This window comes from Heyndrickxia acidicola, assembly GCF_001636425.1.
GTDB lineage: Bacteria > Bacillota > Bacilli > Bacillales > Bacillaceae_C > Bacillus_AE > Bacillus_AE acidicola.
In genome coordinates, this window is the sequence record NZ_KV440953.1 from 1,650,159 (window position 1) to 1,673,389 (window position 23,231).

The following is a 23,231-nucleotide window of genomic DNA, read 5'->3' on the forward strand; positions in this document are numbered from 1 at the left end:
GAGGCTAATGTTTTGTCTTTTATGATCTTGCATGCAAGACAAAGGCTAAAATGATTCCTATAATTGCCTGTGAAACCAAAAAAGATTGGCACATCGTGAAAAAAATCGAAATGTGCATGATAAAAACTTCTTCTATTTTAACATATAAAAAAAAGAATCAATACTATTTTCTCTTTACTCCTTTATCATCCTAAACAATAGAAAACTCGCCTTTTTGGCGAGTGTCAGGAAATTATTTACTTACTCATCCCGAAATCTTTCAACAATTACCGGCTGGATCTGTTTTCCTTCAAGGGCCGCTTCCACTGTTTCTAGCAGCATTGGCATACGGGCTACCATTGAATTAGGCTTTTTGACAGGATCATCCTGGCCATACGGAACAAAATATAGATTTTTAGTTGCCATTAGCCTCATTAAATTAACGCCATTCAGTCCCAAAGCATCATTAGTAGAAATACCAAGAACAACCGGCTTAAGATTTCTTAATGTTGCTTTTGCTGCCATAAGGACAGGAGAGTCTGTAAGAGCGTTCGCCAATTTACTCATGGTATACCCTGTTATAGGAGCAATGACCATGCAATCAAGGGGCAGCTTTGGTCCGAGGGGCTCTGCGTCCACAATCGTGTTAATAACCTTAAACCCTGTAGCTGCCTCAATTTTTTCTACCCAGTCCTCTCCATTTCCAAAACGAGTGTCTGTATTTTGGACTGTATAAGTAACGATTGGGCGTACTTCCGCACCTGCATCAACCAATTTTTTTATTTCTGGATACACGGCATCATATGTGCAATGTGAACCTGTCAAACCAAATCCAATGCGTTTTCCTTTTACATTCATATCGTTTTCTCCTTTCTCTTTAATACATCTTCTTCCAGCAATTGAGCAAGCACATTTCCCAATATCTGACCTGCTGTTTTAGGAGCCACAATGCCAGGAAGGCTTGGTGCCAAAAGAGCTTTAATTCCCCGTTTCTCAGCATATCTAAAATCAGTCCCGCCAGGTTTTGATGCTAGGTCTATAATGAGCGTATGGGTTGGCATTTTTTGAATAACAGCGGCATTTACTATCAAATGCGGGATAGTATTTATACAAATATCTATATCCCTGACTTCATTTTCCAACTCGCTCAATTGGAATGAATCGAGCCCCATTTCAGCTATCCTTGCGAGATGTTCCGTTCTCCTCGCACCTACTTTCACTTTTGCTCCCAAATGGTGGAACGCTCTTGCTACACTCATGCCTACCCTGCCAAGACCCAGTATAGCCACCCGTGAATTATGAATAGTGAATTCAGTATGTTGAATAGCCATCATTATGGTGCCTTCTACAGTTGGTATAGAATTGTATATGGCTACATCATCACGCTCAAATAATTTCACTAGCCTCCGATTCGTTCTCTTTGCAAGCTGGTCTAAGTATGAATTGCTGATTCCTGTGAAAATCGTGCAATAAGGAGGAGTTTTTAATAATATTTCTTCCGATAAAATGACCTCCTCATTGGAAAAGATCAACTCAACCTGGCCCTCTGAATTTGTACCGGTTATTGGTAGGATGATGGCATCAATTTCTGCAAAATCCACTTCATTAAACTTTTCTTTATTGACACCTGAAAACACAAGATCTAATTGTTCAAATCCTATTAATGAAAGCTTTGAATCAAGTTCTGCTAATTTACGGATTACTTCCAGCTGGCGTGCATCCCCGCCGATCACCGCAATCTGCAATCCTGTCAACATCAATACGGCCACCTTCTTCAATGTTGATTGGGTATTTACCTCATCATCTTATGCGCAGTCGGCTAAACGGTGAATTTTGTTTACGGCTATCTATAGAAACTTGATGAATTACTATTTAAGTTCCAAGACTGTGTTAAATTTTAATGTGATTCCTGTTCAATTTTAGCTCATTTTATAGTAAAGGTAGAGGATGTCCCAAAAGGTCCAATGATATCAGATGATCTTGGATTCAGCATCTTTCTTCCTGCTGGTTGATTTGCACTTGAGACACTCGCTTTCCGCGGGCGTGAGCCTCGTGTCTTCCTCTTCATTCACCTTAGGATTCGTTTCTCCGTGCTCTAACAGAGGCCCTGATCATCCTGCTGGTTGATTTCCGCTGCAGGCACTCGCTTTCCGCGGGCGGCCGGGAGCCTCCTCATCGCAAGCTCCTGTGGGGTCTCCCTTTGGCCAGCTTTTCCCGCAGGAGTCTCGTGCCTTTCGCTTCAATCAACATTGGACTCGTTTCTATTCCAGGATCTAACAGAGATACGGTGGAGCGCTCTAATTTTCCTGCTGGTCGATTTCTGCTGCAGGTATTTTGTTTTACGAGGGCGGTCGGGAAGACTGTATGAACTAAAAAAACAGCGTCATTTAACAAAGCCAGGTCTAAAAAAATACAAAAAAAAGATTGGCATAAGCCAACCTCATCTGAATAGTTCATTTTCAGGTACTTCCAGTATAATCATATCAGAACCTATTGTTCTTATTTGTTTCCATGGGACTCTTATCTCGGAGCTTTGTTTACGCATCCATTTACCACTTGGAATAATAAGTGTATGGATGTGACCTGTGCTTTCATTAATTTCAAGATCTGTCTGTCCCAGGACTCCTAATTTTTCCGCCTTTTTAAAATCAACTATTTCTTTACCGCTCAGCTCGCTTAAGCGCATGATACCCCTCCTAATTTTTGAAAATGCCATTCAAAAAGCAGCTTTTCCGAAAAGCCCCTTCATACGTGAATCCCAAGACCAGATTCAGCGGACTCTCCTTCAAGCTGCCTGCAAAAAAATATTCACCTGCTGCAATAAGACAGCTCTACTATCAATGTATAGCTCGTATGAATATTTTAGAATGAAATTTTTCAAAGAAGTCTCATTAAGCTTTTGGAAGTTTGCCGTCCGGGCTGACCAGCGAGATGGAATATTTATCAGTGAAAATTTTATTTGCCAGTTGATTTATATTATTAACTGTTACCCGGTCAATCTCTTCCACCACTTCATCCAGTGAACGATGTTTGCCTAATAAAAGCTCATTTTTCCCATTGCGGCTCATTCGGCTATTTGTGCTTTCAAGACTCAGCATAAGATTTCCTTTTAATTGTTCTTTACAATTATGGACCTCTCTATCTGTAACTCCCTCTCTTTTAAATTCATCCAGCGTCATTTGAATAGTTTCAAATAGCTGATTTAACTGTTTTGCACCGGTACCCCCATAGATAGTCACCATGCCTGTGTCTTTATAAGAGGAATGATAAGAAAATACAGAATAGGCAAGTCCCCTTTGTTCACGGACCTCCTGGAAAAGCCTCGAAGACATGCTGCCGCCAAGAATATTGTTAAGAACAATCAGATCGTAGATTTCTTTATGCCCTATCGCAAGGCCTTCAAATCCAAGGCATAAATGTGCCTGTTCTGTATCCTTTTTCTTGACAATTTGGTTGGCATGAAAGATCGGCTGTGATGTATCAACAGATTCTTTTCCGCCTTGATAGCTCCCAAATAAAGCTTCAATTAGTTTAATAAAGGATTCGGAAACATTTCCTGCAACTGAAATGACCACACGATCAGGCGTGTACATGTCATGCATGTATTTATGCAGCGTTTCACTGTTGAAGGTTTCCAATGTTTCTTCTGTACCCAGGATTGGATACCCAAGAGAATGGTCTTCATAAATGGCTTTTCCTAATAAGTCATGGACAATATCATCCGGAGTATCCTCATACATTTTAATTTCTTCAAATACTACATTTTTTTCTTTTTTAAGCTCTTCTTCAACAAACTCTGAATGGAAAAACATATCTGCCAGAATTTCAAGAGCAAATTGAGAATGGTTGTCTAGAACTTTTGCATAATAACAAGTATATTCCTTGGAAGTAAATGCATTTACCTGCCCCCCAATGGAATCAAATGCTTCTGCAATGTCCCTGGCACTTCTTGTTTTTGTGCCCTTAAAGAACATATGCTCTAAAAAATGGGATATACCATTATTCTTTAGTCCTTCATCCCTTGAACCGGTTCCTACCCAAATACCGATGGCTACCGAGCGAACAGTAGGAATTTCTTCTAGTACGATTCTAAGTCCGTTTTGGCAAGTATATTTTTTTATCATAGTCGTTTCCTCCTTGTTTAGTGCCATCGCTTAGATGCAAACATTGCTGGATATGGTTGGTTTACCCATTATCCATGGCAAATATCCCAACCATTCCATTTCTTATAACCGGCTTGCCCTCTCTGACTTTATGACCCAAAGCTAAGCAAGACCTTATTTATTCCCCATTTTGCAGACTACTGGAAGGTCCTCCATCCATTTTTACAATCCGCTCTTCATCCAAAAGTCTTGATACCGTCCCAATACGCAGATTGCGCTTTTTAATGTCTTTAATCAATGTTTCCAGACCGTCTGCGGTCGATTTTGTAGGATGCATTAAAATCATAGATCCAGGGCCTACCTTCTTTAGAACCCTTTGAACAAGAACATCTGCAGAAGGCTTTTGCCAATCGATTGTATCAACAGTCCACATAATGGTGCTCATATCCAGAGAATCAGCTATTTTAACAACCTCATCTCTGTAGCTTCCGCTTGGAGGAGCAAACCATTTCACTTTCTTCCCTGTAGTTGCTTCAATCACCTGATTGGTTTTGATTAACTGTTCACGCACCTGTTCGGAAGCCAGCGTTTTCATATCTGGATGGGTATAGGAATGGTTCCCTACTTCATTACCGCCATCCACAATCATTTTGGCAAGCTCTGGATTTTCTTTTACCCAGCGGCCTTCCAGGAAGAAGGTAGCATGAACATTATACTTTTTCAATGTAGATAATATTTTTGGCAGATATTCATTTCCCCAAGCAACATTAATTAAGAAGCTGACCATCGGCTTTTCAGGGTACCCTCTGTAAATAGGAGAGGCATCCAGATCATCCAAGTGTATTTTTGGAGGGATCTGCTTAAAGACCAGTTTGTGAGGGTCAAATCGATTGCTTTTCTTCATTTTTTTATAAGATGCATTTACATCCACTTGAATACCATTATATCCAGGTGTTGCTCTCCAAACAGGATCTATTACAGCATCTTTCGGAGGGATGTTATAATGAGGAGCTTCTTCCTCAATTTTCTCGTAAAGCTCAGTATGTACAGCTGCTGTATTAACAGCCTGTCCCTTCAGTAATGAAATATAATTATTAATAATGGGATTTTGAACCATTACAATTGTAAGAATAGCAATCAGAGCAAAAGCAATCAAGTTTTTTGTATTTTTCACCTTATGTTCCCTCCTTCTTCTTAAAAATATGAAGAATGGGGACAAGGTAGAACTATTTAATAAAGGCTGCTTTCACATCGATTTTTACATTATGTACAAGAGATCATTCCGTTTGTTGTCTGTATTCGTAGCATCTTTTCGTAAGCTCTTCACAAGTTTTAATACTGAACACATATTAATAATGATATTACTGTGCCCAATAGAAACAAAGTTTACGAAAAGAGCCTAATAAAAAATTTTATTCTTTCTTATACATTAAAAAAGCCAGGTCATAGCCTGACTTATTCCTGCTTTTCTTTTTCACTTTGTTCTTTAAGAACTGCTTTTCTTGAAAGGTTGACTCTGCCCTGGTTATCAATTTCAATAACCTTTACTAAGACCTCATCACCAATTTTCAAGACATCCTCCACTTTTCGAACCCGCTCTTCAGCCAGTTCAGAAATATGAACAAGTCCATCTTTACCATTGAAGATTTCAACAAAAGCGCCAAATTTCTCAATTCGTTTTACTTTACCTAAGTAAATTTGGCCAATTTCAACTTCACGTACAATATCTTCAATGATTTTTCTAGCTTTTTTGTTCATGTCTTCATCGGTTGACGAAATGAAAATGGTGCCATCCTGTTCAATGTCAATCTTAACGCCTGTATCCTCAATAATTTTATTGATTTGCTTTCCGCTTGGTCCAATAACATCTCTGATTTTATCAGGGTTAATTGTCATCGTTAAGATTTTCGGAGCGTATGCAGACAGCTGGTTTCTCGGCTGACTGATCGTTGCCATCATAGATTTTAGAATTTCCATACGGCCGCGTTTAGCCTGCTGTAGAGCTTCCTCAAGAATTTGACGGGATAGTCCTTCTATTTTAATGTCCATTTGAAGGGCTGTTACTCCCTTTTCCGTTCCTGCCACTTTAAAATCCATATCCCCAAGATGGTCTTCCATCCCCTGGATATCTGTTAAAATGCTATAATGCTCTCCTGATTTCACAAGGCCCATTGCAATGCCTGCTACAGGTGCCTTGATTGGTACACCGGCATCCATTAATGCGAGCGTGCTTCCGCAAATACTTGCCTGTGATGTTGAACCATTCGATTCAAGTACTTCTGATACTAGGCGGATCGTGTATGGAAAGTCTTTTTCATTCGGAATAATTGGTTCAAGGGCTCTCTCACCAAGTGCTCCGTGTCCGATTTCACGTCGTCCAGGACCCCTCATTGGTCCCGTTTCCCCTACGCTGAAAGAAGGGAAATTATAATGGTGCATAAACCGCTTGGATTCCTCAACACCCAATCCGTCAAGAATTTGAACATCTCCAAGGGCACCTAATGTACACACGCTTAATGCTTGCGTTTGTCCGCGTGTGAAAAGTCCAGATCCATGTGTTCTTGGCAGTATTCCCACTTCAGAAGAAAGCGGACGAATTTCATCTATACTGCGGCCATCAGGACGAACTTTTTCTTCTGTAATCAAGCGGCGCACTTCAGCTTTAACCAGCTTCCCTAAGATCGCCTTAACTTGTTTTAATTGTTCCTCATCTATGCCTTCGTGTTCTTCAAATTCAGAAACAACCTTTGCTTTTACTTCCTGAATTGCCTCTTCTCGAGCATGTTTCTCTTGAACCTGAATTGCCTGGTTCAGCTCGGTCTCGCACATAGCACGAACTTCTTTTTCCAGTACGGGATCAAGCTCATACAGGCTGAAAGCCATTTTTTCTTTTCCGATTTGAGCAGCAATTTCTTCCTGGAAAGCAATCAGCTTTTTAATTTCATCGTGTCCGAACATAATAGCTTCCAGCATTACTTCTTCCGGCACTTCGTTTGCACCCGCTTCAACCATGTTGATAGCATCTTTCGTTCCGGCAACGGTTAAATGCATATCACTTTTTTCCAATTGTTCAACCGTAGGATTAATGACGAACTCATCGTTTATCCGGCCGACGATTACACCTGCAATTGGGCCTTGAAATGGAATATCGGAAACAGATAGAGCTAAGGATGAACCAAACATTGCCGCCATGTCAGAAGGACAGTTTTGGTCTACACTCATTACCATACTGACAACTTGTACTTCGTTACGGAATCCGTCTGCAAAAAGCGGGCGGATTGGACGGTCGATTAAACGGCTTGCCAGAATGGCTTTTTCACTAGGACGGCCTTCTCTTTTAATGAATCCTCCCGGAATTTTACCTACCGCATATAATCTTTCCTCGTAATTTACTGTAAGAGGGAAAAAGTCTACAGTTTTTGGTTCTTTTGAAGCTGTTGCTGTGCTTAAAACCGCAGTATCGCCGTAGCGGACAATAACAGCACCATTTGCCTGCTTAGCTAATTGACCGATTTCAACTGTTAAATCCCGGCCAGCCCAATCCATGGAAAAAGTATGTTTCTCTCCTTGTGGCATGTTTAAACTCCTTTCGAAAACACTTACTTTATTTTTTCATAGATAAAAGTGTTTGTCATATACATTAAAATATAAAAACTTTTTACATTGAGAAAAAGGCTTTTATCATTACTTCCTAAAAAACACTGTAAATACTTTTTATTTTTTCCAATTTCCCCATTCTCAATTCATCTCCAGCTAATTCTTTTTTAAAACGAAAGAGGCGGGAAATGGTTGAATAAGAGCACTTAATTCCAGCTGAAGCACTGCTTGAAATCTTATTATGTATGGTTTTTCGACATTTGATTACACACAGTAAGCTGAATCACATCATGCATGAAAATAGATTTTACGAATACTCTTTTTATGCTAACAAAAAAGCGGGAAAAAATCCCGCTTTTTCTTTTATAGCTACTTCAAATTAACGACGTAGGCCAAGTTTGTTAATCAATTCACGATAACGTTGAACATCTTTGTTACGCAGGTAAGTTAATAGGTTACGACGTTTACCTACCATTTTCAAAAGACCACGACGTGAGTGATGATCTTTCTTATGAACGCGTAAGTGATCATTCAGGTTGTTGATATCTTCAGTAAGTACAGCAATTTGTACCTCTGCAGAACCAGTATCAGTTTCATGAACTTTATATTGGTTGATGATTTCGTTTTTACGCTCTTGAGAAATCGCCATCCGTTTCACCTCCAAAATCTATTTTAATCCCCTATTACCGAGCAAGCGTCGGTGACTCGACTTGCCAAGCAAAGGTTCATCATACTGTATTAGAATACTACTATTAGTGTTAAAAAACAAGTCTAATCCTGTATTTTTTTAAAGTATTCTATTGCGGTCTCTTTATCTTTGGAAATTTGCGCTTTTAATTCTTCTATTCCATTGAATTTCTTTTCATCTCTTATGCGCAGATGCCACTCTATTTCAATTTCCTCTCCATAGATAGAGCGATCAAAATCTATAATATAGACCTCCACGGTTTGAGAATACTCTTCAGGATTTTTAAAGGTAGGTTTGTAGCCGACATTGCAAACACCATTAAACCATTGGCCAGCTACCAAAATCCGGACTGTATAAACACCTGTCTTAGGAATAATATAATGATCCTCGTGCTGTATATTGGCAGTTGGGAATCCTATTTGTCTGCCGCGTTTTTCGCCATGCACTACAATTCCCTTTGTCTTGTAGAATCTGCCTAATGGCACAGCAGCAGCCTCTGTTTCACCCTCGCGCAAAAGCTTGCGTATCAAAGTGGAGCTTACCTTCTCCTGAAAGGAAGAGTCTGTCAGTTTTTCTATTGTTGTTAAGGTAAATCGTCCATTTGCCATCAAAGGAAGTGTTTCCATAGTTCCTTTGCCAAACCTTCCATATGTAAAGTCAAATCCAGCCACTACATGCTGTACATTTAGGCCTGCTATATATTGGTTCACAAAGTCCTTAGGTTCCAGACTGGCAAAGTCTGAAGTAAACCGGACGACAACAAAATAATCAATCCCCATTTTTTCAACAATTTCTTTTTTCTCATCTAAAGGAGTAATAAGTTCAATTTCCTTATGCTGCTGGCTTAAGACAACGGAAGGATGCGGATCAAATGTCATAACAGCACTTTTCCAGCCATTTTTTTCAGCTGCTTCTTTTGCTTTATTAATCACTTTTCTGTGTCCTAAATGAATCCCGTCAAAATAGCCCAAAGCCATTGCCATTGGCGGCAGGTCTTCCTTTTGAAGGGAATGCGGATGATGGATCGTTAATATCTTCAAAATGCTTCACCTGTTTCCTCTGGTTCATTTCACTATAAAAAATTGAAGAAAAATGTTTTTGGCGAACGTTTTCTTTGTGCAGCCCCCCAAGACAAAAGGGATATCTAATCGCTGTATTTTTCTCACAGCTTTTGAACCGCTTTGCAGTTTCGCTTGCAAGAATAATATTACACCAATAATATCTTATTAGGCTTGACTAAATACGGCTTTTCAGGATGCACTTTATAAATCGCCAATGCTTTTTGGCTATGGAAAAAGACCGCCTCCTGAGCGTTTTCAGGCCATGGCAAGTCCTCTTTTACCAAAACTGCACCATTTTTTACTCTCACAGCTAATGTATCATTTATTTCAATCGTGGGCAAATGAGAAATACCTGTTTCTAAGGGAAGAACAATGTTTTCAACAGTATGATTTAAAACATGCTTCTCCAGTTCCTCAAAGGTAATACACTGGCTCTGCGTCAATGACCCGGAAGCTGTCCTGCATAAAAAAGACATGTGTGCCGGATACCCAAGAATTTCTCCCATCATAACTGCAAGCGTTCGTATATAAGTTCCTTTTGAGCAGCGTGCACGAAATCGAAAAGAAAGCAATGGGCCATCGAAATTCTCGCGGTCATCCAATAATTCCAGTTCGTAAATCGTTACATTCCGTGAAGGCCTTTTAATTTCAAGACCCTGCCTGGCATACTCGTATAAACGCTTGCCATTTACTTTTACTGCTGAGTACATGGGAGGTGTTTGTTTAATTTCACCTGTTAATTGGGCCAATACAGCTAATATTTCGTTTCTGGTAAATGTTTTTTGGACTTTTTTTTCTTCGACTATTTCCCCAGATGAATCCTCTGTGGTTGTTGAGCAGCCTACAGTAACTTCTCCAATATATTCTTTTCCTGTATTGGTCACATATTCAGCAACTTTTGTTGCTCTTCCTAGGCAGATTGGCAAAACCCCTGTTACATCCGGATCAAGAGTTCCAGTGTGTCCTACCTTTTTCATTTTCAGCATCTTCCGGATTTTAAAGACACAATCATGTGAGGTCATGCCTGCCGGTTTCCATAAAGGAAGTATCCCATCCATTTTTCCCACTCCTTATCTAAGAAAAGCTCAGGACGCCTTGCTCATCGGCGTACGAATTTCGCAGTCTTTTACTAAAAAAAGAAAACACAGCGTGGCAGTTCACGAGCTGTTGTTGACTTATCGCAGTGAGAAAACGCAGAAATCCAATGGCCAATAGGCGCTGGAGCTAGACAGAAACTGCATTGGTTAATAAAACATTTATAATTTCTAGTCCTTCAAATAAAAGAAACTGGCTTTTAAAGGCCAGTTTCTCTTTTTATTCGGCTCTGTTACATTTCTATGTTGTTTCCTGCTCATTTTACAATAAAGAAAGGAACCTTTTCCTATTCACTATTGTAATCTTTTTAGATGAGATAAAGCTAAAAACAACAGAGTCCATTAACACAGCATTTTATTATTATTTATCTTCGTGAAGGCCTTTTAAGAGTGTTTCAATCCGATTTCCATAATCAATCGATTCATCGAACTCAAAAAATAATTCCGGCGTTTTACGCAGTCGGATTCTTTGGCCAACCTCAGAGCGAATAAAGCCTTTTGCCTTTTCCAGACCATTGAGAGTATTCGCTTTTTGCTCCTCATCGCCCAGAACTGTGATATAGACCTTGGCCTGTTGCAGATCACCAGTTACCTGTACATCTGTTACTGTAACAAAACCAATACGAGGGTCTTTAAGTTTTTGTCCAATTATATCACTGAGTTCTTTTTTCATTTGCTCACCGATACGATTAGCACGCAGGCTCATGATATACACCTCACCTTTACAACCATTCATACTGTGTCTCAATTCTTTCCCATTCGGGAAAAGAATCAAGGAATCTAAGGGAATTCTCAATTTCTCTTTCTGCAGCTAAACGGGAGGATGCAACCGTCACAACCGCAATCCTCGTGAGCTGCCAAACATCCTGGTGTCCCACTTCAGCCGCAGAAATATTAAACTTTTGTTTAAGCCGGGTCATAATACGTTGTAAAACAGCCCGTTTCTCTTTGAGTGACATGGTGTTAAAAATGCGAAACTCGCACTCTACACTGCCAATCATGCACGTTTTACTTCTTCCATTACAAAGGCTTCAATAACGTCTCCTTCTTTAAGGTCGTTATAATTCTTAATGGTAAATCCGCATTCATACCCTTGGCTGACTTCCTTGACGTCGTCCTTGAACCTCTTTAGGGTATCTATATCTCCCTCAAAAATAACGACGCCATCACGGATTAAGCGGATTCCGCTGTCACGGGTAATCTTTCCATCAGTGACATATCCTCCAGCAATGGTACCTACTTTGGAAACTTTAAAGGTTTGGCGAATTTCAGCCTGGCCAATAATTTTTTCCTCAAACTCAGGATCCAGCATCCCTTTCATGGCTGCTTCAATTTCTTCAATGACCTTGTAGATAATGCGGTGCAAGCGGATTTCCACTTTTTCAGCTTCAGCCGCACGCTTAGCATTCACATCAGGACGTACATTAAAGCCAATTACAATTGCATTCGAAGCAGCTGCTAATGAGATATCCGATTCATTAATAGCCCCTACAGCTGTATGGATGATCCTTACATTAACACCTTCGACATCAATTTTTCTTAATGAAGCAGCAAGCGCCTCAACAGAGCCTTGAACATCCGCTTTAATAATAATATTCAGGTCTTTCATTTCACCCTGCTTCATCTGCTCAAATAAGGTATCAAGACTTACACGGGCAGTTTCGTTTCTTTGAGCCTGAACAGCCTGCTGTGATCTTGCTTCCCCAATTTGACGCGCCGTTTTTTCATCTTCAAAGACGACAAAACGGTCACCGGCTTGAGGCACATCATTTAACCCCGTAACTTCAACTGGAGTGGAAGGACCTGCTTCTTTCACTCTTCTTCCCAGATCATTTACCATGGCGCGAACGCGTCCAAATGTATTGCCGACAACAATCGGATCACCTACACGCAGGGTTCCATTTTGAACTAAAAGTGTTGCCACAGAGCCTCTGCCTTTATCAAGCTGTGCCTCGATAACAGTACCAGCAGCTTTCCGTTTCGGATTTGCTTTGTATTCCTCTACTTCACTAACAAGCAGAATCATTTCAAGCAGCTGGTCGATTCCTTCTCCTGTTAAAGCAGAGATTGGAACAAAAATAGTATCTCCGCCCCAATCCTCCGGAATTAATCCGAATTCTGTTAATTCCTGCATTACACGATCAGGATTAGCCGATGGTTTATCCATTTTATTTACGGCAACAATAATAGGGACATTAGCAGCTTTTGCATGGTTAATTGCCTCAATTGTTTGCGGCATTACACCATCGTCGGCTGCTACTACAAGAATAGTGATATCCGTAATTTGAGCACCGCGTGCGCGCATTGTAGTAAATGCAGCATGTCCCGGTGTATCAAGGAAAGTGATTTTCTTATCGTTTACTTTTACCTGATACGCGCCAATATGCTGAGTAATTCCCCCTGCTTCTCCGGCAGTAACTTTTGTATTCCGAATGGAGTCAAGAGTAGTTGTTTTTCCGTGGTCTACGTGACCCATGATGGTAACAACAGAAGGACGTTCCACTAATTCATTCTCATCATCTTCAGTGAAGTACACTTCAAGATCTGTTGTATCAATGAGGATTTCTTCTTCCACTTCTACCCCGTATTCCCCTGCAATCAGTTCAATTGCATCTTTATCCAATTCCTGATTGATTGTAGCCACAACACCTAACAAAAAGAGTTTCTTAATGATTTCTGATGGTTCACGGAAAAGCTTTTTAGCAAGCTCCGATACTGTTAACGTACCGCTGAAAGTAATTTTTTCGGGTAGTTCTTTTTGTTTAGGCGGTTGAGGAGGCTGGAAGGATTTTTGTTTGGGCTTGCCTTTTCCATTTTTATTATTATTCTTTTTATTTTTAGAAAAGCCTTTATTGTTATTGCTATTATTAGCTCCTTGGCCAGGCTTTTTTGTTTCGTTTTGCTTTGGTTTCTGATTGTTTTGTGGTTTGTTCTGTACGTTATCGCTCACTTGTTTGTCTTCAACTGCCATTCCGTTTGTATTTGTTTGTGCTGAAGCCTTTGCATGTGCCTGTGTGCTGTCAGCTTGTTTTGTTTGTACTGTGCTGGATTTCGATTGCCCGCTCTTATTATAAACTGAATCCAGCTTCTGTATAGCTTGCCCATCTATCGTTGACATATGATTTGTGACATCTACATTCATTTCTTTGAGTCTTGAAATAACATCCTTGCTTGAGATGTTGTGCTCTTTTGCATATTCATAAACTCGCACTTTGTTCATATGTTCACCCCCATTAATTTGCATCAAGCAGAGCTGCAATTTTTCTTGCAAACCCGTCATCCATTACAGCCAAGACGACTCTTTCTGCTTTTCCAATCGACCAGCCAAGTACTTCCCTATTCTCTATAAATTTAATTTGAGTATTATAGAATGAACATTTATCTTGTATTTTTTTTGCAGTATTTGGTGATGCATCCAAAGAAAGCAATACAAGCTTAGCGCGGCCGGCTTTGACTTCCTTTACTACTAACTCTTCCCCTGAAATTACTTTTCGTGCCCGGTTTGCCAGACCAAGCAAGGATAAAGCCTGTTTTTGTCCCATAGGTCTACTTCCCGTTCTCAACAAAAATCAATAGTTCATCGTAAACCGAATCATCCACTTTTGTTTCAAGATGGCCTGCCAAAACATTCTTCTTTTTCGCTAAAAGAATGGCGTCTTTATCTTTGGAAAGGTAGGCTCCCCTGCCTGACTTTTTCCCGGTAGGATCAATAGAAACCTCTCCGTCTTTGGAACGAACAACCCGAATCATGTCCTTCTTCGGCTTCATTTCATTGGTAGCAACACATTTTCTTAATGGAATTTTCTTTTGTGTAGCCATATTGGGTCACCTCTTATTCAAAATCTTCTTCAGATAAACTGAAAGATTCCTCTTCCGTTTGTTCTTCATTGATAACAGATGAGTTTTCGCGAGGATATATCCCTAATTCACGCGCTTCACTTTCACTTTTTATATCAATTTTCCAGCCAGTAAGCTTAGCAGCAAGGCGCGCATTTTGACCGCGTTTGCCTATTGCAAGGGATAATTGATAATCAGGAACCACTACAGTAGTCGCTTTTTCCTGTTCTTCTACCATAACATCCAGTACCTTGGATGGACTCAAAGCATTAGCGACGAAAACAACCGGATCCTCAGACCATTCCACGATGTCGATTTTTTCACCTTTAAGTTCATTCACCACCGCCTGGACCCTCGAGCCCTTAGGCCCTACACATGCTCCTACAGGATCTACTTCCGGCTTATCTGTGTAAACAGAAATTTTGGAACGGTCTCCTGCTTCACGTGCCACTGAACGAATTTCAACTGTTCCATCATAAATTTCTGGAACTTCAATTTCAAATAAACGTTTTAAGAGGCCTGGATGAGTCCTGGATACAAATATTTGAGGCCCTTTTGTTGTTTTCTCTACCTTAGTAAGATACACCTTAATCCTATCATGAGGACGGTAGCTCTCATTAGGCATTTGCTCACTTTGAGGAAGAAGTGCTTCGATCTTTCCTAAATTGACATAAATAAAACGAGGATCCTGACGTTGAACAATTCCTGTCATGATATCGTCTTCTCTGTCGACAAATTCTGAATAGATAATACCTCTTTCAGCTTCCCTAACACGCTGAGTTACAACCTGTTTGGCTGTTTGTGCAGCAATTCTTCCAAAATCCTTAGGGGTTACTTCAATTTCCACTACATCCCCTACTTCATAGGAAGGATTAATTTTTTGCGCTTCTTCAATAGAAATCTCAAGGCGTGAATCAAATACCTCATCCACCACATCTTTACGAGCAAAAACCCTCATCGTGCCATTTGCTAAATTCAGATCTGTACGAACATTTTGCGCCTGGTTAAAATTTCTCTTATAGGCAGAAACCAGTGCTGCTTCAATCGCTTCAATTATAACATCTCGAGAAATACCTTTCTCTTTTTCTAAGATCAATAGAGCATCCAATAATTCTGTGCTCATGAAAACGTCATCCCCCTCAAATATGTGTCAAGCGGCACAAGAACGATTATGCCGCAAGGATAAAAGTAATTATTTTAACCTGGCCAGACTTAAATAGCCGAATAACCATCATAGAAGACTATCCACTTACAATAAAATCTAAGAAAGCGGCTTTTTCGTTTCTCTCATTATTAAAAAATAACAGATAAACGTGCTTTGGCTACTTTGGAATACGGAATTTCTACTTCTTTTTTTCGTGTTTTGATTTTCATTTCAAGCTTTAAAGTTTCACCATCAAATGACGTTAAAGTACCTTCAAAATTCTTTTCGTCTTCTATTGGTTCAAATGTTTTAATAAAAACTGTTTTCCCGACGGCCTTTTCAAAGTCCTTTTCCTTTTTCAATGGACGTTCTGCCCCTGGGGAGGAAACCTCAAGAAAATAATTGTGAGGAATTGGGTCGATTTCATCAAGCCGTTCACCCAAACGTTCACTTACCATTCCGCATTCTTCAATATCGATCCCGTTATCCTTATCTAAAAATACGCGAAGGAACCAGTTTTTTCCTTCCTTTACGTATTCTATATCAACAAGATCAAGCTTCATTTCTTCTAGGATTGGTGTTAAAAGATCTTCAACAATTTCCGTAACTTTGCTCATATAAACCTCCCTGAAAATTGTTTCGAATAAAAACACGAAAGAGCGGGTAGCAGCCCACTCTTTTACACGAGAGTTTATCAGTAGTATTTCCAATAAAAATATACCATAACCCGGATTTTAATGCAAATAAATAGAAAAGCGGAAGGCGCTTGCTTAACAGCGAACAGCATAAGACGAGCCGGCAATAAAGGTTTGCTATTTAACCTTTATTGCCGGCTTGCCTTATGACTCGAGCCGATAGCGCCTGGAGCTGGACAATAAAAAGCGGAAGGCGCTTGCTTATCGGCGACCTGCATAAGGTAGGCTGGCAATGAAGGTTGATTTCCATACTTACTCTTGGATTGGCTTATATAAAGAAACGTATAAAAAAACAGGAGCGATCAACATCACTCCCGCCTAAATTTTCTAGAATAAGGAAAGCTGATTTTGCTCAGGCATAGCTTCCAGCGTTCCATGTTTATCAAGGTACTCCATTAACGTTTTAGATACTTTTCCTCTTTGCTGTAAGTCTTCCTTCGATAAAAACTCACCGTCTTCTCGCGCTCTCACAATATTTTGGGCAACGTTTGTACCAAGGCCTGGTATGGAATTAAACGGCGGAATTAGTGAATCGCCATCAATGACAAACTCCGCAGCCTGGGATCTATAAAGATCGATCTTTTGAAAACGGAATCCTCTTTCGCTCATTTCAAGTGCCAATTCCAGCACTGTCAATAAACTTTTTTCTTTTGGAGCGGCCTCAAGACCTTTTGCTGAAATCTCTTCTATACGCGCACGAATAGCCTGAGATCCGCGTATCATCGCTTCCAAATCAAAGTCCTCCGCCCTCACGGTAAAATAGGCAGCATAGTATAGAAGTGGCAGGTGAACCTTAAAATAGGCGATACGAACGGCCATTAGGACATAAGCGGCCGCATGGGCTTTCGGGAACATGTATTTTATCTTTTTACATGAATCAATATACCAGCCCGGCACATTTTGTTTGATCATTTCTTCTTCCATTTCAGGCTGAAGCCCTTTTCCTTTACGAACGGATTCCATTATTTTAAAGGCTAGTGACGGCTCCAGACCCTGATAAATTAAGTAAACCATAATATCGTCACGGCATCCGATTACCTCAGGAAGTGTACACGTTCCATTATGAATCAGCTCTTGTGCATTCCCAAGCCAAACATCCGTACCGTGAGACAGGCCGGAGATTTGAACGAGTTCGGAGAAGGTAGTAGGCTTCGTATCCTCGAGCATTTGCCTTACAAACTTTGTTCCGAATTCCGGAATCCCAAGTGTACCTGTTTTACACATAATCTGGTCTTCCGTTACACCGAGAGACTCTGTACCGCTAAAAATCTTCATGACTTCCGGATCATCTGTTGGAATCGTCTTCGGGTCAATCCCGCTTAAATCCTGCAGCATCCGGATAACAGTTGGGTCATCGTGCCCCAGAATATCAAGCTTCAAAATATTGTCATGAATTGAGTGGAAATCAAAATGTGTCGTTTTCCATTCAGAGTTGCTGTCATCAGCAGGAAATTGTATCGGTGTAAAATCAAAAATATCCATGTAATCCGGGACAACAATGATTCCCCCTGGATGCTGGCCGGTGGTCCTTTTAACACCCGTACAGCCCTGTACCAGCCTGTCCACTTCAGCTCCACGGAACATTTTGTTGTTATCGGAGGCATACCCTTTTACATAGCCATAAGCTGTCTTTTCAGCAACTGTTCCGATTGTACCTGCCCGGAAAACGTAGTCTTCACCGAAAAGAACCTTTGTATAATTGTGGGCCCTTGGCTGGTATTCACCAGAGAAGTTAAGGTCGATATCCGGAACTTTATCCCCTTTAAAGCCAAGAAAGGTTTCAAACGGAATATCGTGTCCATCTTTTTTATACTTGATATTGCAGTTTGGGCAATCCTTATCCGGCAAATCAAAGCCTGAACCCACCGATCCGTCATTAAAGAACTCTGATTGTTTACAAACAGGGCACACATAATGAGGAGGCAAGGGATTAACCTCTGTAATCTCTGTCATGGTTGCAACAAGGGAAGATCCGACTGATCCACGAGATCCAACTAAGTACCCGTCATCCAGCGATTTTTTCACCAGTTTATGAGAAATTAAATAGATAACGGCAAATCCGTGACCAATGATGCTTTTTAATTCTTTTTCAAGCCTTGCTTCGACAATTTCCGGCAAGTTATCCCCATAAATCATTTTGGCCCGCTCATAGCTTTTATCTCTTACCTCATCATCTGCACCTTCAATTTTCGGTGTATAAAGGTCATCCTTTATCGGCTTCACAGCTTCTATGAGATCTGCTATTTTGTTTGTATTCTCCACAACAATCTCTGCAGCTTTTTCTTTCCCTAAGAAAGAGAAGGAAGACAGCATTTCATCCGTTGTCCGAAAATGGACATCAGGCAGTTCATAGCGATTCAGCGGGTTTGCTCCGCCCTGGGAGCCTATTAATATTTTTCGATAGATTTTATCCTCTGGATTTAAATAATGGACATTCCCGGTAGCAACAACCGGAATGTTCAATTTATCTCCAAGGGAGACAATTTTAGAGATAATTTCTTCAAGTGCATTTTCATCGCGAACTAATTCGGCTTCAATTAAAGGAGCATAGACTTCTTTTGGATGTACTTCAAGATAATCATAAAACTTCGCAATTTCTTCCGCTTCGTCCATGCCTTTTTGCATCATCGCTTCGAAAACTTCACCTTTATCGCAGCCTGAACCTAAAATAATTCCTTCACGATATTTTTCCAGCTGGGACCTCGGAATACGCGGAACCCTGAAGAAAAAATCAATGTGGGAGATCGAAACAAGTTTAAATAGATTTTTCAAACCTTCCTGTGTTTTCACCAAAAGAGTGCAATGGGAAGGACGGGCTCTTTTGAATGCTCCACCTTCTCCCATGTAATCATTAAATTGATCATGATAGAGTATTCCTTTTTCAGTTGCATCCTTGAGCATTCTCAATAAAATATGTCCGGTTGCTTCTGTATCATAAATGGCCCTGTGATGCTGGGTAAGTTCAACATCAAACTTCTTAGCCAATGTATTCAGACGATAATTTTTAAACGTTGGGTATAAAAATCTGCCCAGCTCGAGTGTATCAATTACAGGATTAGGAGACTTTTCAAAACCAATTTTTTGCAGCCCCATGTTTAAAAAGCCAATATCAAAAGAGGCATTATGGGCTACTAAGATAGCATCTCCCATCCATTCCCTAAAATCTCTCAGGACTACATCAACATCCGGAGCGGAGCTGACCATATCATCTGTGATTCCAGTAAGTTCTATGGTCGTTGCTGAAAGCGGGTGATGAGGATTCGCAAATGCTTCAAATTTATCAATGACTTCGCCTTTATGAATTTTTACAGCAGCCAATTCAATGATTGTATCATACACAGCAGAAAGACCTGTTGTCTCTACATCAAAAACGACGTACACTGCTTCTTCAAGTAATCGGTGGGTACTGTTATAGGCAATCGGAACACCGTCATCAACAAGGTTTACTTCGAGGCCGTAAATAATTTTTATATCATTCTTTTTTCCGGCACTGAATGCTTCCGGAAAGCTTTGTAACACAGCATGATCCGTAATCGCAATCGCTTTATGGCCCCATTTGCTTGCCTGCTTAACCAAATCTGCTACCGAGGAAGTTGCGTCCATCTGGCTCATGGGAGTATGAAGATGAAGCTCTACACGTTTTTCACCCTCAGGAGCATTATCTTTTCGAGAACGCGGCTTTATCTCATTTAAGTCATTGGCAATCATAACAAGGTCGCGAACAAAGGTATCGTTTTGAATACTGCCGCGGGCACGTAACCACATACCTTTTTTCACTCTATTTAAAATAGCAGCATCTTCTTTATCCCTGGAAAACATTTTAACAAGGATAGAGCTTGTATAATCAGTTATTTTAAAAGTAAGCAGCGTTCTGCCGCTTCGAAGCTCCCTTGTCTCTGCAAAGAAAACATAGCCTTCGATAGAGACTCTTCTTTCTTCATCCAAAATTTCTTCTATTCTTCTAAACGTATCATCCTCTTTAATTGTTAAGCCCAGCATTAATGGACCATCATCAGCAGGTTCGGAGCCGCCTTCTGCTTCACGCTTCTGCATTTCCATTACCGCCAGCTTTGCTCTTTCCTGATCCTCTTTTTTCTTAGCTTCAAGAAACTGTTCGTAATCCTTATTCGACTGTATCTGAGCTACAATCGCATCGATATTAAAAGCAGGAAATCCGATCGTTTGATATACAGAAGAAATAAGCTCGCCGTATTTTTGTTTTAGTGTCCTTGCTTCCGTATCGTTACGCGCCTGTAAAATTAACTTATTCCCTTTTAATTCAGGACGCTGCTCATTTAAAAGTGATAAAAGCATAGGAGACATGCCATCTATTTCCTGAACACAATAATTCCAGTAATCAGCCACTAATTCATCATGGCCGCTTTGGTCGAGCACACGAACGGTAAATTGAACCTCCGCAATATGCTGAAAGCTCTGCCGCAATTGTGTGGCAAACCGTATAAAGATATTAAATGGCAATACTTTTTCTAATAAGAAGTTAAAATGCCATCGTTTTGAATGTCTTTGAATCACTAACTTTTCGATTTCACCATTATTAAAATGTTCAGCCATAGCATCTTCCGTTAGCTGAAGCTGCTGAAGCAAAAGTCGAAAACGATTTTTTCTTTCGGCGGGATTGTCAGTCATAATTCCCTCTCCCTAAACAAAATTTTATCTTCTACCATCATAAAAAAACCTGCACTAAATTTCAATCATCAAACATTTACAGAAAAGCGGAGAGTGTCCGTTCAGCGACATACAGACTGAATGGCTTCGACTGAGATAAAGGAAACACGAAAAGTATCAGCTTTTCGATGTTGACTTATCGCAGGGAGAAGACAGGAAGTCTGCTAGTCGTTGGACACTCGAAGCTGGACATTAGAAAAGCGGAGGGCGTCCGTTCAGCGACGTGCAGACTGAACGGCTTCGATCTCCACAGTTCAAAAACGAAACTCCCCGCCATAAGCAGACAACAAATAAAAATCCGGCTTAAAGAAGCACTAGACATCTAGTAAAGCCGGATTCTTATATATACACATGCTTTTTTGGCTTTGCGTATGCTGGTTGTTCCTTAAAAGACATAGCAAAGCTTTTCTTTAAAAATTATTTCTTTAAAAGCTTTTGAACAGCAGGAATTAAATCCTCTTTGGAAACTTCCAGTACCTCTCCAGTGCTTCGTACTTTCATTTCCACAATTCCTTCAGCAGCCCTTTTTCCAACTGTAATTCTAATAGGAAGGCCAATCAAATCAGAATCTGCAAATTTGACTCCTGGGCGCTCCATTCTGTCATCAACTAAAATCGTATAGTTATGTTGTGTTAACAAGCTATTTAGCTCTTCAGTAAGTTGACTTTGGGCTTCATCTTTAAGATTTACAGGTACAAGGTGAACATCAAATGGGGATACCTGCACAGGCCAAACGAGCCCTTTTTCATCGTTATATTGTTCCGCCACTGCAGTAAGAAGTCTTGACACGCCAATCCCATAGCATCCCATTGTCATTACTTGAGTTCTGCCATTTTCATCAAGGAAGTTGGCCTTCATTGGTTCACTGTAGTTGGTACCCAGCTTAAAAATATGTCCGACCTCAATCCCCATGGCAAAACGGATTGTTCCTTTACCATCCGGTGAAGGGTCCCCTTCCTGGATATTGCGCAAATCACCATAAGAAGCAACCGAAAAATCTCTTTCCGGATTCACGTTGATATAATGGTAGTTTTCTTCATTGGCTCCGCATACTCCGTTTACCATATATTGAATAGCTTGATCTGCAATGATTTTAACCTTGTCTGCCATTCCAATCGGGCCTAATGAACCTACTTCGCAGCCAAGCACTTGTTTAGCAACAGGTGCTTCCGCTATTTCCACGACTTTTGCACCTAAATGGTTTTTTACCTTTATTTCATTTACTTCATGATCGCCCCGTACTAATACTACTACAAACTCGTCATCTGCTTTAAAGAGAAGTGTTTTTATGCAGGAATCAGGTTCGACCTTCAAGTAGCCGGTAATCTGGTCAATGGATTTTTGGTTCTTCGTTTCTACCTTTTCCAATGATTTTTCAGGATCCTCAGACTTCGTATAATGATTGACCACTTCAGCCATTTCAATGTTTGCTGCATAATCGGAGCTGTCTGAATACGCAATGGTATCTTCCCCTATGTCAGAAAGAACCATGAATTCCTGGGTATCCTTACCGCCAATAGCGCCAGAGTCTGCCAGAACAGCCCTGAAATTTAGACCGCATCTTCTAAAAATATTACTATAGGCATTGTACATATCGTTATACGTTTCATCTAAGCTTTCAGCTGAAGCATGGAAGGAGTATGCATCCTTCATAATGAATTCCCGTCCTCTTAACAGCCCAAATCTTGGACGCTTTTCATCGCGGAACTTTGTTTGAATTTGATACAGTGAAATTGGAAGCCGCTTATAGGATTTTAGTTCATCCCGGATTAAGCTGGTAATCACTTCTTCATGAGTGGCACCTAATGCAAAATCCCTGCCATGACGGTCCTTTAATCTCATCAACTCGGCACCATAAGAGTACCATCTACCTGTTTCCTGCCATAATTCAGCTGGCTGCATGGCAGGCATCAACAATTCGACCGCCCCGATATTTTCAAGCTCTTCTCGTATAATCGCTTCAATTTTATGAAGTACCTTGCGTGCCAGCGGCAAATATGAATAAATACCGCTTGCATTTTGTCTAATAAATCCTGCTCTCAATAACAGCTGATGGCTTTTAATCTCTGCATCAGCAGGCACTTCCTTTAAAGTTGGGATAAATGCTTTACTTTGTTTCATCCTTTGCTACACTCCTGTATATGTAAAATTTAATCAAAGATTGTTTTTGCATAGATTGTTGCTTTTCCCAAACGTGTTAAATTCGTAATAAGTGAGGATCGGGGCATCTTTTCGTCTTCAGTCATTTAGTTTTCAAGCTTGAACCCTGTATACTAAATTCATTTATACAAATTGCAACTAGGTTTATTTTACGAAAAGAACCAAATCAAAAACTGCCCATATAGAA

General features: G+C 40.3%; 18 protein-coding genes. All 18 read right to left on the bottom strand.

Translation table 11 applies throughout. The features are described 5' to 3' along the window. Positions 1-240 precede the first annotated feature (240 nt). The 18 genes from A5N88_RS07740 to A5N88_RS07830 all read right to left on the bottom strand — a co-directional run bounded on the left by A5N88_RS07740 (position 241) and on the right by A5N88_RS07830 (position 23,005). The gene (locus A5N88_RS07740; RefSeq protein ID WP_066264593.1) at positions 241-837 is read right to left on the bottom strand and encodes a dipicolinate synthase subunit B; all 597 of its coding nucleotides are present in this window, start codon (positions 835-837) and stop codon (positions 241-243) included. Then, the gene (gene dpaA, locus A5N88_RS07745) at positions 834-1,736 is read right to left on the bottom strand and encodes a dipicolinic acid synthetase subunit A (RefSeq protein WP_066264594.1); all 903 of its coding nucleotides are present in this window, start codon (positions 1,734-1,736) and stop codon (positions 834-836) included. The genes A5N88_RS07740 and dpaA overlap by 4 nt, the downstream gene beginning before the upstream one ends. A gap of 683 nt (positions 1,737-2,419) precedes the next feature. Continuing rightward, positions 2,420-2,665: a YlmC/YmxH family sporulation protein gene (locus A5N88_RS07755; protein WP_066264597.1), complete on the bottom strand. Its 246-nt coding sequence runs from the start codon at positions 2,663-2,665 to the stop codon at positions 2,420-2,422. 205 nt (positions 2,666-2,870) lie between these two features. After that, positions 2,871-4,103, bottom strand: a complete 1,233-nt coding sequence (locus tag A5N88_RS07760) for a M16 family metallopeptidase (protein WP_066264599.1) — start codon at positions 4,101-4,103, stop codon at positions 2,871-2,873. Between the two features lie 157 nt (positions 4,104-4,260). Continuing rightward, positions 4,261-5,256, bottom strand: coding sequence for a polysaccharide deacetylase family protein (locus A5N88_RS07765; RefSeq protein WP_232317548.1), 996 nt, complete (start codon positions 5,254-5,256; stop codon positions 4,261-4,263). A 281-nt stretch (positions 5,257-5,537) separates the two neighbouring features. Continuing rightward, a complete protein-coding gene (gene pnp, locus A5N88_RS07770) occupies positions 5,538-7,658 on the bottom strand; it encodes a polyribonucleotide nucleotidyltransferase (RefSeq protein ID WP_066264600.1) in 2,121 nt (706 codons plus the stop codon). A 400-nt stretch (positions 7,659-8,058) separates the two neighbouring features. After that, positions 8,059-8,328 carry a 30S ribosomal protein S15 gene (rpsO, locus tag A5N88_RS07775; RefSeq protein WP_066264601.1) on the bottom strand — a complete coding sequence of 90 codons (270 nt, stop codon included), beginning with the start codon at positions 8,326-8,328 and terminating at the stop codon, positions 8,059-8,061. 122 nt (positions 8,329-8,450) lie between these two features. Continuing rightward, positions 8,451-9,407 carry a bifunctional riboflavin kinase/FAD synthetase gene (gene ribF, locus A5N88_RS07780; RefSeq protein WP_066264602.1) on the bottom strand — a complete coding sequence of 319 codons (957 nt, stop codon included), beginning with the start codon at positions 9,405-9,407 and terminating at the stop codon, positions 8,451-8,453. 167 nt (positions 9,408-9,574) lie between these two features. Further along, positions 9,575-10,486: a tRNA pseudouridine(55) synthase TruB gene (truB, locus tag A5N88_RS07785; RefSeq protein ID WP_066264603.1), complete on the bottom strand. Its 912-nt coding sequence runs from the start codon at positions 10,484-10,486 to the stop codon at positions 9,575-9,577. A 397-nt stretch (positions 10,487-10,883) separates the two neighbouring features. Beyond that, the gene (gene rbfA / locus A5N88_RS07790) at positions 10,884-11,228 is read right to left on the bottom strand and encodes a 30S ribosome-binding factor RbfA (protein ID WP_066264605.1); all 345 of its coding nucleotides are present in this window, start codon (positions 11,226-11,228) and stop codon (positions 10,884-10,886) included. A 16-nt stretch (positions 11,229-11,244) separates the two neighbouring features. Beyond that, positions 11,245-11,523, bottom strand: coding sequence for a DUF503 domain-containing protein (locus tag A5N88_RS07795; RefSeq protein ID WP_066264607.1), 279 nt, complete (start codon positions 11,521-11,523; stop codon positions 11,245-11,247). Then, positions 11,520-13,742 (bottom strand): translation initiation factor IF-2, encoded by a 2,223-nt coding sequence (infB, locus tag A5N88_RS07800; RefSeq protein ID WP_066264609.1) that lies wholly within the window; start codon positions 13,740-13,742, stop codon positions 11,520-11,522. Before infB ends, A5N88_RS07795 begins: the two co-directional genes overlap by 4 nt. A 13-nt stretch (positions 13,743-13,755) precedes the next feature. Next, complete coding sequence (locus A5N88_RS07805) at positions 13,756-14,064, bottom strand: YlxQ family RNA-binding protein (protein WP_066264611.1); 309 nt, start codon at positions 14,062-14,064, stop codon at positions 13,756-13,758. A gap of 4 nt (positions 14,065-14,068) precedes the next feature. Further along, positions 14,069-14,341: an RNase P modulator RnpM gene (gene rnpM, locus A5N88_RS07810; RefSeq protein WP_066264613.1), complete on the bottom strand. Its 273-nt coding sequence runs from the start codon at positions 14,339-14,341 to the stop codon at positions 14,069-14,071. Between the two features lie 13 nt (positions 14,342-14,354). Further along, a complete protein-coding gene (gene nusA / locus A5N88_RS07815) occupies positions 14,355-15,482 on the bottom strand; it encodes a transcription termination factor NusA (protein WP_066264614.1) in 1,128 nt (375 codons plus the stop codon). Between the two features lie 170 nt (positions 15,483-15,652). Then, the gene (rimP, locus tag A5N88_RS07820) at positions 15,653-16,120 is read right to left on the bottom strand and encodes a ribosome maturation factor RimP (protein ID WP_066264615.1); all 468 of its coding nucleotides are present in this window, start codon (positions 16,118-16,120) and stop codon (positions 15,653-15,655) included. A gap of 405 nt (positions 16,121-16,525) precedes the next feature. Beyond that, positions 16,526-20,845, bottom strand: coding sequence for a PolC-type DNA polymerase III (locus A5N88_RS07825; protein ID WP_066264616.1), 4,320 nt, complete (start codon positions 20,843-20,845; stop codon positions 16,526-16,528). A 456-nt stretch (positions 20,846-21,301) separates the two neighbouring features. Continuing rightward, positions 21,302-23,005 (bottom strand): proline--tRNA ligase, encoded by a 1,704-nt coding sequence (locus A5N88_RS07830; protein ID WP_066264618.1) that lies wholly within the window; start codon positions 23,003-23,005, stop codon positions 21,302-21,304. Positions 23,006-23,231: the final 226 nt, after the last annotated feature.

Coding starts and splice junctions, on each gene's coding strand:
- A5N88_RS07740 (WP_066264593.1), bottom strand. CDS start 837: ATGAATGTAAAAGGAAAACGCATTGGATTTGGTTTGACAGGTTCACAT.
- dpaA (WP_066264594.1), bottom strand. CDS start 1,736: ATGTTGACAGGATTGCAGATTGCGGTGATCGGCGGGGATGCACGCCAG.
- A5N88_RS07755 (WP_066264597.1), bottom strand. CDS start 2,665: ATGCGCTTAAGCGAGCTGAGCGGTAAAGAAATAGTTGATTTTAAAAAG.
- A5N88_RS07760 (WP_066264599.1), bottom strand. CDS start 4,103: ATGATAAAAAAATATACTTGCCAAAACGGACTTAGAATCGTACTAGAA.
- pnp (WP_066264600.1), bottom strand. CDS start 7,658: ATGCCACAAGGAGAGAAACATACTTTTTCCATGGATTGGGCTGGCCGG.
- rpsO (WP_066264601.1), bottom strand. CDS start 8,328: ATGGCGATTTCTCAAGAGCGTAAAAACGAAATCATCAACCAATATAAA.
- truB (WP_066264603.1), bottom strand. CDS start 10,486: ATGGATGGGATACTTCCTTTATGGAAACCGGCAGGCATGACCTCACAT.
- rbfA (WP_066264605.1), bottom strand. CDS start 11,228: ATGAGCCTGCGTGCTAATCGTATCGGTGAGCAAATGAAAAAAGAACTC.
- A5N88_RS07795 (WP_066264607.1), bottom strand. CDS start 11,523: ATGATTGGCAGTGTAGAGTGCGAGTTTCGCATTTTTAACACCATGTCA.
- infB (WP_066264609.1), bottom strand. CDS start 13,742: ATGAACAAAGTGCGAGTTTATGAATATGCAAAAGAGCACAACATCTCA.
- A5N88_RS07805 (WP_066264611.1), bottom strand. CDS start 14,064: ATGGGACAAAAACAGGCTTTATCCTTGCTTGGTCTGGCAAACCGGGCA.
- rnpM (WP_066264613.1), bottom strand. CDS start 14,341: ATGGCTACACAAAAGAAAATTCCATTAAGAAAATGTGTTGCTACCAAT.
- nusA (WP_066264614.1), bottom strand. CDS start 15,482: ATGAGCACAGAATTATTGGATGCTCTATTGATCTTAGAAAAAGAGAAA.
- rimP (WP_066264615.1), bottom strand. CDS start 16,120: ATGAGCAAAGTTACGGAAATTGTTGAAGATCTTTTAACACCAATCCTA.
- A5N88_RS07825 (WP_066264616.1), bottom strand. CDS start 20,845: ATGACTGACAATCCCGCCGAAAGAAAAAATCGTTTTCGACTTTTGCTT.
- A5N88_RS07830 (WP_066264618.1), bottom strand. CDS start 23,005: ATGAAACAAAGTAAAGCATTTATCCCAACTTTAAAGGAAGTGCCTGCT.